Source organism: Pseudoalteromonas issachenkonii (assembly GCF_002310795.1).
In the GTDB taxonomy this organism is placed as follows: domain Bacteria; phylum Pseudomonadota; class Gammaproteobacteria; order Enterobacterales; family Alteromonadaceae; genus Pseudoalteromonas; species Pseudoalteromonas tetraodonis.
The window spans coordinates 352,914-368,216 of the sequence record NZ_CP011031.1; the positions used below are offsets into that span (position 1 = coordinate 352,914).

At 41.8% G+C, this 15,303-nt stretch carries 10 protein-coding genes; 1 reads left to right on the plus strand and 9 read right to left on the minus strand.

Annotated features, from left to right (window positions below; translation table 11 throughout):
* Nucleotides 1–20: 20 nt before the first annotated feature.
* From PISS_RS17215 to PISS_RS17240, 6 genes are read right to left on the minus strand one after another with little or no spacing between them, the layout of a single operon-like run.
* Nucleotides 21–659 carry an ATP-binding cassette domain-containing protein gene (locus tag PISS_RS17215; RefSeq protein ID WP_013463030.1) on the minus strand — a complete coding sequence of 213 codons (639 nt, stop codon included), beginning with the start codon at nt 657–659 and terminating at the stop codon, nt 21–23.
* A gap of 24 nt (nt 660–683) precedes the next feature.
* Nucleotides 684–2,399: an ABC transporter permease gene (locus PISS_RS17220; RefSeq protein ID WP_013463031.1), complete on the minus strand. Its 1,716-nt coding sequence runs from the start codon at nt 2,397–2,399 to the stop codon at nt 684–686.
* Nucleotides 2,396–3,673, minus strand: coding sequence for an ABC transporter substrate-binding protein (locus PISS_RS17225; RefSeq protein ID WP_013463032.1), 1,278 nt, complete (start codon nt 3,671–3,673; stop codon nt 2,396–2,398). The genes PISS_RS17220 and PISS_RS17225 overlap by 4 nt, the downstream gene beginning before the upstream one ends.
* Nucleotides 3,660–4,484 (minus strand): DUF547 domain-containing protein, encoded by an 825-nt coding sequence (locus tag PISS_RS17230; RefSeq protein WP_013463033.1) that lies wholly within the window; start codon nt 4,482–4,484, stop codon nt 3,660–3,662. Before PISS_RS17230 ends, PISS_RS17225 begins: the two co-directional genes overlap by 14 nt.
* Nucleotides 4,465–6,618: an FAD-dependent oxidoreductase gene (locus PISS_RS17235; protein ID WP_058155836.1), complete on the minus strand. Its 2,154-nt coding sequence runs from the start codon at nt 6,616–6,618 to the stop codon at nt 4,465–4,467. Before PISS_RS17235 ends, PISS_RS17230 begins: the two co-directional genes overlap by 20 nt.
* Before the next feature lie 14 nt (nt 6,619–6,632).
* Complete coding sequence (locus PISS_RS17240; protein WP_058155838.1) at nt 6,633–8,987, minus strand: TonB-dependent receptor; 2,355 nt, start codon at nt 8,985–8,987, stop codon at nt 6,633–6,635.
* 231 nt (nt 8,988–9,218) lie between these two features.
* Here PISS_RS17240 and PISS_RS17245 point away from each other — a divergent pair, with 231 nt between their 5' ends.
* On the plus strand, nt 9,219–9,632 hold the full coding sequence (locus PISS_RS17245) for a hypothetical protein (protein WP_013463037.1): 414 nt from the start codon (nt 9,219–9,221) through the stop codon (nt 9,630–9,632).
* A 359-nt stretch (nt 9,633–9,991) separates the two neighbouring features.
* Here PISS_RS17245 and PISS_RS17250 read toward each other — a convergent pair whose 3' ends face one another.
* The 3 genes from PISS_RS17250 to PISS_RS17260 all read right to left on the minus strand — a co-directional run bounded on the left by PISS_RS17250 (nt 9,992) and on the right by PISS_RS17260 (nt 15,214).
* On the minus strand, nt 9,992–11,659 hold the full coding sequence (locus PISS_RS17250; protein WP_036955139.1) for a pseudouridine synthase: 1,668 nt from the start codon (nt 11,657–11,659) through the stop codon (nt 9,992–9,994).
* 151 nt (nt 11,660–11,810) lie between these two features.
* A complete protein-coding gene (locus PISS_RS17255; RefSeq protein WP_036955082.1) occupies nt 11,811–13,859 on the minus strand; it encodes a S9 family peptidase in 2,049 nt (682 codons plus the stop codon).
* A gap of 128 nt (nt 13,860–13,987) precedes the next feature.
* Nucleotides 13,988–15,214 (minus strand): threonine/serine exporter family protein, encoded by a 1,227-nt coding sequence (locus PISS_RS17260; RefSeq protein WP_083494678.1) that lies wholly within the window; start codon nt 15,212–15,214, stop codon nt 13,988–13,990.
* Nucleotides 15,215–15,303: the final 89 nt, after the last annotated feature.

Here is a 15,303-nt window from a genome sequence, read left to right on the forward strand (position 1 = left end):
CCTTGAATATGAGTCAGGTTTTAAGCATCAGTGCCTAAAGTAATCACTTTGCCAGCTGTTGCCTCGGCGTCACTGTGGTCGTGCGTAACCATAATGGCAGGCAATTTATGCTCGCGTATTTGACTAAACACCAGTTCGCGGGTATCAACACGCAATTGGGTGTCGAGTTTACTAAAAGGCTCGTCGAGTAAAATAGCTTTAGGTTCGCTGAGCAACATGCGTAGTAGTGCAACACGCGCTTGCTGCCCACCAGATAGACTGTCGGGATGGCGGGCTGCCAATCCTGTTAAGCCAACTTGTTCTAGGGCGTGGTCTATTTTTTCAAGACGCTGCTTTTTATTGCCTTTGGGCATAGCAAAGGCAATATTTCCTGCCACTGTTAAATGCGAAAACAATAAAGCGTCTTGGTAGAGCACCCCAATATGGCGTAAATGCGGGGGTGTGTTATCTATATTTTGATCATTTAGCCATACTTCGCCTTGTGCCCTAAAGTCTTTGGGCAAACAGCCTGTAAGCCAATTTAATAAGCTTGACTTGCCACTGCCCGATGGCCCCATAATGGTGAGTATTTCGCCGCCATTTACTTGCTCGTTTAAGCTTAGTAACAGCTCGCCTTGACGGTAAAGCTGACAATCTTTGATGTGTAATGATGACTGCATTAAATAGCCTTAATGGTTTTATAGTTAAGCGCGCGCTTTAAAAAAGTATTTAGGTAACACCCATGCCACACCAAAACCAATTAGCGGTAATGCCATTTGTAAAATGGCGTAAACTGCACTGGTGCGTCTGCTTGCGCCATTAGCAAGGGTTACGGCTTCGGTGGTAATGGTACTTATACGCCCGCCACTGGCTAAAAGTGTAGATAAATATTGGCCAAAACTAATCGCCAGTCCAAGCGCTATCGCGATTAAAATAGGGGCGAATAGTTGTGGCAATTTAACCTGTAAAAACACCTTGCAGGGACTTGTCCCCAAGCTTGCGGCAACGCGCGCTAATCGAGGGTCTAAACGCCTGTAACTATCGGCAATAGATAAAAAAACATACGGTAAAACAAATAAAACGTGCACAAATATCACATTAAAAAAGGCATGCTGGCTATTGAGCAGTTGTTGTAACCACACAATACCAAATAAAAACGCAATACTGGGCACTAATAAAGGAAGATAAATAATTAACTGTGTCCATTTCGACATGGGTTTCGTGTTTAACTGCTCGGCTTCTAAGCACAGCAATACCATAGTGATAGCAAACAGCGTACTTATTACCCCTATTATTAAGGTATTAAACAAGGGAGTATGTATTTGTGTAAATGCATGTTGAAAATGCAGAAATACCACGCTTGAGGGCACGGTATCCGGAAAACGCCAATAGCCCGCTATTGACCACATCACTAACCCAATTAGCGCAGCAACAATAAAAATTAAAATTAGACTCGTGAAAACATGAGTAAATGTGCAGATCAATTGATGTGCATACTGGCGGCGGCCATTAATAAGTGATTGCTTAAAAACTAGAGCAATGATTTTTTCAAGCAATAGCCACGTTAAGAGTAGTCCAACAGTGACCGCTAATTGTAACAGGGCACCCGCCGAGGCTTTTATTCGCAGGTTTAAATCTACATCGTTAAACCAGTGCATTATAGCAACGGCTAAAGTGGGAGGGGTATTTGGGCCAAGAATGAGTGGCATTTCAACGCTGGCGCTGGCATAAGCAAGTACTGCAAAAATAGGTAAACGTAACAGTGGGTATAAACTGGGTAGCACCACTTTAAAAAACGCCACCATAGGGTAATAACCTAAATTAACCGCAATTTGATGCTGTTTGCGTAGCTTTTTGCCAAGTTCGGGTTGCGCCAAAACACTCAATGCAATCAGTAGTAAAAAAGGTAACTCTTTAAGCACAAGCCCAATAATAATGCTCCAGCCAAAAGCGTCGTAAGGTAACGCGCCTTCTGGCGCTAATTGCCAGCCAGTTAACCATGGAGAAAATAAACGAGTAAATAACCCCGATGGCGCAATTAAAAAACTCACCGCAATCGCGGCAGCGGCATGCGGAATAACCAATATTGGACTTAAAATATATTCAATGCGTTTAAGCCACACACTATTAAAAAACGCGCCAAGCATAATGATCATCAGCACAAACGCGATTAAGGTACTAATAAGCCCTGTTCGTATGCTCAGCTCTACCATGTGTGTCAATCCAGGCGTTTGCCATAATGCGTTAAATCCTGCTAAGCCAATATTTGTTTCATTGAGTGCCGGCGCCCAACCAAAGGCAGGTAAAAGCACGCCGATTACCCCCCCTAAAACGGGTAAAGTAAGCAATGCAACCAAACAGTAAGGACTTAGTTTGACCAAAAAGGTAAATAGGCTATTTGAAGCGGGTACTTTATTCATTGGCTAACCCCATAGCGCGTTTGCCAACCTTGCATTATGGCATTAACCCAACTTGGGTGAGGCTCACTGAGTGTGCGTTTTATGCTATTAAAAGGCAGCGCACTTGGGTGCGGTTGTGTGGTTTTAAATAAGGCTTGTTGCTGGGTATTTAGCATTGATTGGATCAACACGGTTTTATCGCCCCAAATAGTGGGCTTTTGTTTATGAGCTTGCGCTTGAGGGCTTAATAAAAAATTAGCGACTAACTGTGCGCCTTGTGCATGGCTTGCATTATACGGTATTGCTACAAAATGGGTGTTACTTAAACTGCCATCATGCATAGCATAACTGCGGGTGCTGGTGGGTAAATCAAAGCGTTGTACTGCAGCGGGCACTTCTGGCGCTGAAAAGGTAAACCCGATACTAAGCTCAGTATCGTCAATTAAGCGGCGCATTTGTGCGCCACTTTGCATAAAATGTTTGCCGCTACGCCAAAGCGTAGGGTGTAATTTATTTAAAAATACCCACAAAGGGTTGAGCACCTCAGTGGTGTTTTTATCTGTAGCTGGCTGGTTTAGCTGTGCTTTTAATTCATCATCGTTGTTGTTATGTAGTACCACTAAAGCGTATTTTAAAAAGCTCATGCCTAAAAAATCAGGCGGCTTTGGGTAACTAAAACGCCCAGGGTTTTGCGCGCTCCAAGTTAATAACTGATGTAGGGTGGTGGGTAATTGATTCGTTGTGCTGCCATCTATTGCTAGGCTGTCGTAATAAAAAGTGAGCGACGCTTGCCCCCAAGGCGCTTCCATCCCGTTTGTAGGCAAACCAAAATCAAAGTTTACCGCGGGGTTATTATTAGGATCGGTTAATGCAAAATTTGGCAGCGTCTGGGCCCAGTCTTTAAGCAGCAAGTCATGCTTACTCATAGCGGCAAAGTTAGCGCCATTGATCCAAATTAAATCGACACTGCCTTGAGCGTGATTATTGGCTGATTTTTCTGCTAATACTCGGCTTACTGCTTCGCTGGTATCGCTTAATTTTACATGCACTAATTCAATATCATATTGCGCTTTGACCTGCTCAGCCACCCATTGAATGTAGGCATTTATTTGCGGATCGCCGCCCCATGCATAAAAATAAACGGGTTGGTTTTTACCTTGGCTTTGGATAGTTTGCCAGCGAGTATCAGAGGGAGAGGTTGCCATGGTTTTAAAGCTAGCAACTAAAACAATGCACAAAGCAATACTCAAAAAACAATATCGGCTGAGTATTTGTATTGGCTTAACGACGTGCATTTAAATTCCAGTTGTAATCTAAAAATTTAATTTTCATGTCATTATTTTGCAGCGCTTTTTGTTGAGCGGGTAGCAGTTTTAATGCATCAGCGTATTGTGCTAAAAACGGGTGTAATGTGTTTGCTCCTTTAAAGCCTTGTTCAAAATCACCGCCGTACCATTTAAAAATAGACGATACATTTAAAGTATTGCCTGTTGCCATGTTGCGGGTGTTGTCTGACAAAAAACGAACAGTTTGCTGGTGTAATTGCTCTTCTAGTTTATCGGCCGAGTAGGCTTCTTCACGAAGTGCAGGGCAACCAATACTGGCGCAGTTTACTGCAAAGTGAATACGCGGGTCGTTGTATTTACCACTACCACGAATTAACTCATGCTCTATATCATCAAGGCTGCGTGTTTTACCTAGCAGCGAAATAAACTCTTTGCTCCACGGTGAACTAAAAAAGCTACCTAACTCTTTGATTGATTCAATATTAGGGTACTGCGTTAATATTAGTTCAACGGTAAAGGCATTATAGGCATTAATTAAAAACGCCAACTGTTTGTGTTTACCCCACGTGTTAAATTCACCTGGTGTGATGGCTGTTAACGTATTTAAATATGCTTTTAATTGGGTATGCTCGTGTTTAATTGCAGCGTAATCAACCTCAGTGCTGTGCCCATGATTAATAGCGACAACATGTTTAGTTAATAGCGTGTTCCAACTATCGTGCAGGTTTTGTGCACTACTTTTAAACGCCGTGACCAGTAGTGCACTTAAAACTAAAAACTTCAATAACGTATACAAAGGCTTAACCTCGGCGCCATGCATGGTATTTTTCAAGCATGTTTAAAACAGTTTGTGGAGCATGGTTACGTTTCCATTCACCAGCGGCATATTTGTTGCCTTCTGCCCATGTTGGGTAGCTGTGAATTGTGCCTAGAATTTTATTAAGGCCAAGGCCGTGTTTCATGGCTAAAACAAATTCAGCAATTAAATCGCCTGCATGCTCAGAAACCACAGTAACTCCGAGTATTTTGTCTTTTCCTTTAGGGGTGATCACCTTAATAAAGCCATTATTGGCGCTCTCAGTAATGGCGCGGTCTAACTCTTCAAACTCAAAGCGGGTGATTTCATAGTCTATGCCTTTATCAATCGCTTCTTGCTCGTTTAGGCCTACGCGCGCGACTTCTGGATCAATGAAGGTGGTCCATGGAATAACACGGTAATCTACTTTAAACTTTTTAAAGTGGCCAAATAAGCCATTAACCGCCGCGTACCACCCCTGATGAGCCGCAACGTGAGTAAACTGGTACGGGCCTACAATATCGCCTGCGGCAAAAATATTAGGGTAGAGTGTTTCTAAGTAGTCGTTAGTTACTATGGTTCGATTAGTTTCTATACCAAGCTCTTCAAGGCCATAGCCTTTGAGGTGTGCGCTTCGGCCAACGGCACACAGTAGCTCATCATATTCAATATCAATTTCGGTGTCGTTGTGCTTCACCACGAGGTACTTTTTACCCTCGCGTGCTTCACAGCGCAGCGCTTGGTGTGAGGTTAAAATATTAACGCCACTATCGGCCAATGATTGGTGTGCAAAAGCTGACACTTCAACATCTTCTTTGATCATAACGCGCTGAGTCATTTCAACTTGCGTCACACTTGAGCCTAAACGAGCAAAGCTTTGTGCAAGCTCACAACCAATCGGGCCCCCACCTAAAACAACCAGTTTTTTGGGCGCTTCGTCGAGCTCGGCAAATTTGCTCCATAAAGTATCGCTGGTAACGTAACCGGTTTCTTCAATACCTGGCAGTGGCGGTACAAACGGGCGAGCACCTGTGGCAATAACAAGTGTGCGAGCGGTAAGAGTTTGCGTGCTGCCATCGTTAAGTTTAATTTCTACTGTCCACGGGTCAATCAATTTTCCATAGCCTTTTAAAACCTCCACACCTAAATTTGTGTAGCGCTCTACGCTGTCGTGCGGGGCTATATCAGCAATGACTTGATGTACACGTGCCATTATTTTTTTAAAGGAAAACTGCGGTGTAGTGTTTTCAAGGCCATAGTTTTCACCATGGCGCATTTGCTGTGCTATTTTTGCACTTTTAATAATCGCTTTACTAGGCACACAGCCAGTGTTTAAGCAGTCACCACCCATTTCGCCGGCTTCAATTAAAGTGACTTTGGCTTTTACTGCGGCGGCAATATAGCTGGTAACTAAGCCGCCTGCACCCGCGCCAATAACAATCATGTTACGGTCGAATTTTTTAGGTTTAGTGTAATTTTTATAAACTCGTCGCTTTTTAAACACATTTAAAATCGCTTTCGCAATCAGTGGGAATACACCTAATAGAGCAAATGACAGAATTAAACCTAGTGACAAAATGCCCGATAAACGCTCAATTTGTGCAAGTTGAGTACCGGCATTCACAAACACAAAGGTGCCTGCCAACATACCAATTTGGCTCACCCAATAAAAAGTCCACGACTTAATAGCGGTTAAGCCCATTAATAGGTTAATTAAAAAGAACGGAAATACCGGCACTAAACGCAAAGTAAAAAGGTAAAAAGCGCCTTCTTTATCTACGCCTTTATCGATAGCAGCTAGACGCTCAGGAAACCGTTTTTTAATGGTGTCGCGTAATAAATAGCGTGACACTAAAAAGGCAAGGGTAGCACCAATCGTTGAGGCAAACGACGCCACCAGTAAGCCTTCTACTAAGCCAAATAATGCGCCTGCGGCCAATGTTAAAATAGCTGCGCCAGGTAAAGAGAGAGCCGTTACTACCACATAGAGTAAAAAGAACCCGCCAATAACTAACAACGGCGATTGCGCTTTGTATTGGTTAAACTGATCCATCGACCCTTTTAAGCCATCGAGTGTAAGCAACTGGTGCAAATTAAAATGAAAGAACATGCCAATACCGGCTGCTGCAATCAATACTAACAATAGTTTTTTAATCATATTATCTCTTGGGCTTAAAAGTTATGCGTTAGGGTAAGCTTGGCGTTTATTGGTAATTCAGGGAATGCTAATGTTGCGCCAAAATAGCCGCCTTCAAACACTGGACGCCAGTTATCTTGATTTGTGACGTTGTTCACATCTAATCGCAACTTAGTGCTAGGCGTAAACGCGTAGCTGGTATTGACGTTTAGCGTGTATTGGTCACGAATTTTCACTGTTTGTAAAAAATCTAGCGGGTAACTCTTTGCATATAAAGCTGAAAAACCTGCCTGCCATTTCTCATTAATTGAATAACTACCATTAACGCTTAACGATTGCTCAGGAATACCTTGTACTTGGCTATTTGAAGGGGCAAACGCTGTATAACTTGGCGCGCCTATACCATTACCGGCAATAATATCTGGGCGTGAGTTATCAAACGCATCAGCAATTTGCGCCGAGTCTTGGCCAGTCGCAGAGTTATCATAGCGCGCGTCAATATAGCTATAACCTGCACTTAACCAATATGGGTAAGCGTCGTAAAATACTTGGCCTTCAAAACCTGAGGTACGAATACCGGTATTGCTGCCATCGCGGTTGCGTAAACTACGGCGCTGGCTAAATAGGGCGGCATCAGCATACCAATCGCTGTTAGTAGGCGCATATTTTAAGCCAAATTCTACCAGCGTGTTTTCGGTTGCAAAGTTTTGCGCACTAATCGTGTTGTCACCACCTAAGGTGTTACCACCGGCCATACTATTTGAAGTCGCTTCGTTGTAACTTGCTGCGCCGTAACTTGTAAAATCAGTATTGAGCTTGTAATTAAAACTGATTTGGCCAGATTGCAGCGTGTCGTTAATGCTATCACTGGCTGCTGTTTGTCCTTGTGGCGCTATGGGATCGTGTGCTTCTACATCATAATAATCAAGGCGGTAACCCACACTGGTACGCAGTTTATTTGTCCACTGTGAGTCTTGTTGTATAACAAAGCCAGTTTGCCAAGAACGCGAGTCGGTGGTGTCTGATAAGTTAAAATCGCCACTGCCATCGCCGTTTATATCGTATTGACCACCTGGAGATACAAATACACCGGGGCGCAGCTCAACTAAGCGTGCTTTTTGCGCATCGGTTAATGGAATACGACGGTTTGAAAGTGGACCCGTTAAATCAATTGGCGTGTCGGCCTCGGTGGTAAATTGGCTGTAGCCAAGTACTTTGTTGTAGCGTACATCAAAGGCTAAGATAGTTTGCTGTTCATTATTCCATTGATACGTTAGTTCAGTGCGGTTTTGTGCGGTATCGGCACCATCTATAATTTCAACAAAACTGTTTTGAGCCACTTCATCACGTTTTAAGTGCTGAAAATAACTAATATTTTTAAGCGACGCTTTATCTGAAAGCTCGCGCTTATAAATACTGTGTAGTAGGTAAGTAGTGGCTTCGTTTTGGTTATCAGGGTCGGTAAGTACGGTGCTGCGATCAATGTTAACTAACCCTGTAGGAGATACAATTGAACCCGCTGCGGGTACTGTGCTGCCGTTTGCTTGAACGCCTTGGCCGGTAATGTAAAGACCATGGTCGATGAGTGCTTGAGTAGGGCGGTTAATACCGGCGTTGTCGGTAAACTCAACCTGATATAGCTCAAAGTTAATATCCCAGCTGCTTTTATCATCAGGCAATACTCGCAGTGCTGCAAAAAGACTGTCACTTTTAGTCCCTGAGTAATCGTAGTAGCTTCCATGATCAAGGTGTTCATAACTCACACGAAAACCAATTTTGTCTTTTACAATCGGTGTGGTGTAATCAAGCTGAGCGGTGTATTGATCCCAACGACCCGCAGAGAGCTTCGCTTTACCTTTGTGTTCTTCAGTTGAGGCTTGCTTAGAGTGTAAATTAACAAAGCCACCATTGCGCTGGCTTGAACCAAACAATACTGGAGGAGCGCCTTTAACTACATCTATTTGTTCTACCGCGTTAAATGATAGCGGTACACCAAAGCCGTTATTACCCGCTTGGCGACGAGTTCCATCTTGAAAAAGCTCACCTAATTGGCCTCGAATAGTGGGTAAGCTTGGTGCCCCAAAGCCACTGGCGGCATACGTATTAGGGCTCACAGCAAGTACGTCTTGCAAGGTAGTAATGTTAAGTTGTTCTATTAGCTCTTTTGAAATAGGCGTGACTGAACGTGCTATATCTTGCAGTGCTAAATTATCGCCAAAGGGGCCATTTATGGTTGCATCTTTAACAGAAAGTCCTTGAGAATTTAAACTTTGGCCCGCTACTTCAATACGCTCTATGGCATTTTCTGTTACAGGCTTTGTTGTAGCAAAAGCAATAGCGGGTGTATTTAATAAAGCGGCTATAGATACGGCCAAGGATGAATATTTCAAACGTTTTCTCTCTGTAATTGTATGTTGATGGTTATAAAAGACCGAAAGGCTTAAAAATAACTTTCAGCAATTTAACAATATTGTTATTTATTAAAATATTAAAAATAGCTGCTTTGTTAATCGATTTATTAAACAAGCTTAACAGCTATTTACAATTATTATGAAATAAAAGGGAGTTTGTACGGTCTTTATTGCTTATTAGTTTATTTATATCTTTTTTAAGGAAATTTTATGACAGGTTCAATGAATACTGATGTACAAAATCGTTTGCAGTGGTCTTTATTATCGCTTCGGTGTGGGGTGTTTATAGTGATGGTAATGTGGACGCTAGATAAATTTGTAAATCCGGGGCATAGCGCCCGAATTTTTGAACACTTTTATGGGATCAGTGGCTCTACCGATACTATTGCTTATATTTTAGGTGCACTGCAATTATTGCTAGTAATAGCATTTTTGGTCGGTATTAAAAAACGTATTACTTACGGTGCTATTTTTATAATGCATGGTTTATCTACGCTTTCTTCATATAATCAATACATTGATGGCTTTAATAATTTACTGTTTTTTGCGGCATGGCCGATGTGGGCTGCGTGTTTTGCGCTTTATTTATTACGCGATCAAGACGTAAAATTTACGATTAAATAATAAAGGCAAAAAAAATGGTTATAAGCGTTAGCCTATAACCAATAAAGTACACAGGGAGTGTAGGAAGTTCTGTTGTACACAGTAAACGGTTAGTTACCCATTTACTGTGTGTCATCAAAAGCGCTTATTGGCGCTTTTAATCAAATAAAGTGGACTGTAATAAATACTTGTTTTCATAAAAGCAAAGCTAATGCCAACTTTTAATGCATTGAAATATATAGCTATTTATTGTTTGTAAGTAGAAGCTTTGCATAATGCAGGTAAATTTTTCTATATTGCAACGGTAAAGGTTACCGACTTTGCAATATAAAAAAATGGCAAGGCTTTTTAAAACAGAGAGGAGTTTTAGTATCGCTGATTTAAAAATCAGCGGCTACTTCAAATTCTAAACGTTGATGAGAAATAGGGTGGGTGAAGGCTAAATACTCGGCATGTAAATGTAAGCGCTCTGCCTCTTCACCATAATGAGTATCGCCAACTATCGGGGTATTTAAACCTAATTGATGAGCGCAATGTACCCGTAACTGATGTGTACGCCCTGTTTTAGGGTATAACTGCAGTCGGGTGGTGTTGTTTTTGCGCTCCAGTACATGCCATGTTGTTAACGACGGTTTACCGGTTTTATAACACACCATTTGGCGTGGTTTATCATCAAAGTCGAGCACAAGAGGTAAATTAATCACTCCGCTATTCTCAGTAATATTGCCCGCCACTAAAGCAACGTAACGCTTTTCAATTGTGCGTTCAATAAACTGTTTTTGCAGCGCTTTATGCGCGCGCTTATTAAGCGCAATAATTAACAGCCCTGAGGTCGACATATCTAACCGATGCACAATAAGTGGGCCAGAAGCCGCGGGGAACTGAGTTTTTATACGCATGTACACTGAATCATCAATATTAATCCCTGGCACCGATAAAAACTCCGCGGGTTTGTTTATTACCAGTAAATCATCGTCTTGATAAACAATAGTTAAGTCTTTTCCTTTTGCAGGGTTTGTTAGTAATGGATTTTCTTCAACATTTAAGCCTTTTAGCATATGACCTAAAATGGGTTGGCATTTGCTATAACACGATGGGTAATAATGTAAGTGATGCCTAATTGCTGATTTAGGCGGTGCACCCCACCAAAATTCGGCCATAGCCACTGGTTTTAAATCGTGCTTGTATGCATATTGTAATAATTTAGGGGCGGCGCAATCCCCCGCTCCCGAAGGTGGAGTGTGCTCAGGAAGTTTGGCAAAAATAGCATTCAGATCGGTCACTTCACCGTGTGCATTTAAAAATTGGTATTGAGCAAATAATTTCTTTTGTAGGTTTTTTGAGAGTGTTTTGCGGCGCTTTTTTAATCCGTTAATTTCACCCAGCATAGCTGCTTGGGTTTGCTCAAGCGCTGTAATTTGCGTTTGCCAGTCTTGCTTTAATGCCTGCAGTTGTTTTTTCTCAACAATACTCTGCCCAGCTAAGGTTGTTTTAAGTTGTTCAAAGTCATCGGCATTGAGTTGCTCTTGGCCAGTTTGGCGTTGCTCTTTTCGCTGTTTGCGGGTCACTTGCATGGCTTGTTGTTTGGCTACAAGTTGCTGTTCATAATTTTTACGTGCTGTAGCTAATTGCTGCTCAATGGCTTGATAATCTTCACTGTTTTCTAATGCCGTAATTTGCGCATTAATGGCGTTAATGATTTGGCTTTGCTGACTAAATACAGCATCGTCTATGTGTTTAAGTGCCACATTAGGTGCAAAATTCAGTTGCTCATCTATGCCCGCTATTTGCCCCGAATAGGCGCTAATAAACCCCAGTTGTTGCGCCTGATTTTGAACGACTAGCACACCAAACATTTTACCCGCATCAATATCATCCGTATCTAAAATAGCCTTATCTAGCTTTTTTAATTGCTGTTGTAATTGCTGTGCAGCGACAACGGCCAAAGGGTGCGGTTTATAATAAAATGGAAATGTAAACTGCTCAGGCAGAGCAAGGGAATCGACGTTTTCATCAAAAACGGTAAAGCAGCTAGCAGGGTTTGACATGGCAGTAAAATTAGCAGTTAACAAAATAATTGCCAAGAGTTTAACATAAGCTGTGCTATGTCACTAAGGATGCGTGCTCGCCAATTTAGACCTATAAAAAAGGCCAACATTTTTATGTTGGCCTTTTAAAATTAAACGCGTTTATAAGTGCTTATTTATTTGCGTCTTTGACTTCTTTTAACTTAGCAGCATGGTCAATTTCAAACGCTGGCATCTCTTTTTTGCCTTCCATTAAATAGTTGTCCATCCAGCGCATTAAACGCAAGCTGTAGTCGTATTGCGCTGCCACTTTACGGTTACCATGACCTTCACCTGGGTAATAAACAAGACGTACATCCTTACCTTGCACTTTCATGTAGCGGTAAAGCTCCATAGATTGTGCAGGGTGAACGCGAGGGTCGTCTTTACCATGCATAATAAGCAGAGGTGTTTCAGATTGGCCTGCCCAGTAAATAGGGCTGCGCTCTAAGTACCACTGCCATTTATCCCATGGGTATGAACGCGCATGAACTAGGTTCATTTCGTTAGAAATATCAGTAGTACCAAATTTAGACAGTTGGTTAGTGACACCCACAAACATAACGCTTGCAGCAAAGTGTTCGGTTAGTTTTGTTGCGCCCCACGCCGATGCATAACCACCGTAAGATCCCCCAGTAATACCAACACGTTTAGTGTCTACTAAACCCATATCAACAAGGTGATTTTTAAAATCAACTAAATCGTCAAACTCTTTACCTGCGTAATCGTTTTGGCCTAATTTTGAGTAATCTACCCCTTTTCCTGTAGAGCCACGGTAGTTAGGATAAAACACCGCATAGCCACGTGCTGCACCCATTTGACCTGGTCGCGAGTAGTTAGTTACCCAGCCGTCTTTATCATGGCTTTCAGGGCCACCGTGTACCGACATAATCAGTGGGTAGCGTGTGCCTTTTTCATAATTTAATGGGTAAACAAGCACACCATCAAGCTCAACGCCGTCGCGTGCTTTAAGGGTAATGGTTTCTTGCTTGGCAAAGCGTTTATCATTTAACCAGCTATTTGAATCGGTTAAACGTGTTGCTTTATTGCTGCGCACAATAAACACTTCGTTAGGGTGTTTTGCGGTATTACCACGAAGTGCGAGTGTTTTATCTGAATCTGAAACACTCAATTGTGAGGCAATAAATTCACCTTCTTTGACTAATTTTTTGTATTTATTAGAGCCCGTTTTAATGCTCGCTACAAAACTTTGCGTGCCTACATTGGCAATAAAGTTAAGTGTATTACGCTTATGCGACCATTCAAAATCAACAACGTGCCCCATAAAGTCAGGTAACCATTCAGTGATTTCAGCGGTTTTAGTGTCAGCAATAAATAAGCGGCCTGTTGCAGGGTCGTGCTTATCTTCTGCACCTAAAATAGCAATGTATTTACCATCATGCGACAGTTCTGCATCACCTAGCTTGCCTTCAGTTTTAAACGATAAGGTTACTTTATTGCTAGCAATATCAAACAAATGCCACATAGATTTTGTGTATTTATCATCAATCAATGCGGTAGGTTGAGTTTTAACCAGTAGCTTTTCACCATTAGCAGCCCAGTTAACATCACTCACGTAATTATCAACGTTGAGTGCGGTGGGGGTAAGTGGTTTATCCGCTTTAGCTAAGTCAACAATAAAAAGCTGCTTGTTATTTAAGCCCATTTCATATACTTCAGCTTTAAAGCCAAGTTTTTTAAGTTCTTTTTCTGACTTGTCTGCTGCAGGCATCGCTAAAATAGCCACCTGTTTGTTGTCTGGGCTTAATTTGTAGCTTGAAATTGATGTGTCTTTTAAAGCAAGAACAGGTTGTGCTTGGCCGCCATCAACAGGTATTTGGTAAAGCGAGGTAAATTTATCGTCTTTTAATTTCGCTAAAAAGTAAATTGTTTTACTGTCGTTTGACCATTCTATGCTTTTAATGTTAACCGAGCCGGTAATAAAAGGACGTTCAACGCCTTTATCATCAACAACATAAAGTTCACTGTAATTACTGCCGTTCTCATCAACATATAATGTACGCGGTAACGATCGTGTAAACGCAACGTTGTCGCCATCTGGGCTAACACTGGTTTGGATCACAGATTTAATTTTTGGAATGTCTTCAACAGTGATGGCCGATTGCGCAAATGCAACTGAGCTTGAAAGCCCAATTGCCAGCGCTAAGCTAGTTTTTAGCATTGTTATTTCCTTTGCTTTATAAGATTTACCTCATTATAACAATGTGTAACCAATATACTAAAAAATGCGATTAATCCTCAAAAGAGGACGTTAAGTGAAGTGATTCTTGTGCAATACCGCGCATACATTTATAGACTCTTTTTAGGAGGGAGCGCCACGTTTGCAAAAATAAGTCCTGCCACGAGCGACATAAATATTAAAAACGTTTGCTGTCCAATATGCTCAGCGTAAACAAAGTCTTGGCCTTCAATGAGTGAGTTTAAACCTATGTACGTTTTGCTCCCCGGCACTAACACAATTAAGCCTTGCATAGCTACAATGGAAGCAGGGGCATTAGCAACTCGATTAAATAAGTTACTAAATACACCGACAGAAAATGCGCCAACAAACGTACCTAGCGTGTAATCTAAATACATGGCGGAGCCAATACTGGTGCCGTAGGCTATAAATCCTGAAGCAATAGACCAAGCAGCATGTTTAAACTTAGTTCTAAATATCACAATTAAGCTGCTACATAGTAAAAATATAGCTAACCAAGCTGTCCATTTAGGCAGTGGCTCTGGCTGTACAAAATCAGCTTGGCCAAAAATAGCAAAGCCAATAGCAATACCAATAAATGCACCAAAATAAAGTTTAAACAGCAACATAAACGAGTCCATAACGCGTGCTGTGCCAGATACTAAATGCCGCGCTGCGAGTTCAGCTAAACCAAGTGCCAGTGCTAGGCCTGGAATAAACACAATAATGGCCGACAGAACAATTAAACGAATATTAATATGCGCATCTAAATGAACGCTAATGGCACACGCCAGTACCGCTGAAACAATGGCCACTAAGGGTTCTAACATGTGGGCAACGCGCTTGGAACGTGCCGACCACAGCACAAATAAATAAACAACAAAGGTTAATAAACCAGACCACAGCACGTCATTCCAACTGGTGCCCATAAGCATTGCAAATGCGCCGCCAGAGGTAGCAAAGGCAATACCTGTAATCACTCTATTGTAAGGGTTTGGGGCATCAAAAATGATATCAAGTTGCTGATCAACTTCTTGCAACGTTAATTCACCATTAAGCATTTTATTAACGAGATCATCGGTATCTGCAAGTGAGCCTAAGTCATGATCGCCAGGGTCTACGCGAGCAACATGGGTGTATTCATCTTCGTGGCCATCAGTCCAAATAACAAAGGTAACCGATGTTGGCGACATGACAAACGATGATTTAAGACCGAGGTAAGTCGCCACTTCCATTAAATGGGCTTCTAGGCGATATGCCGGTGTACCGTACTTATGAAGCATTTTGCCCAATTTAACGATAAATTTGCGTTTTTCTGTAAACGTTGCGGTTTTCAAATTTGTTTTGAACCAACTATTAAATAACTAAGCTAAAAATATAGGCAATAATGCTAAAATTGCCCAAGTTTATTTGCGGCGATTTTAAA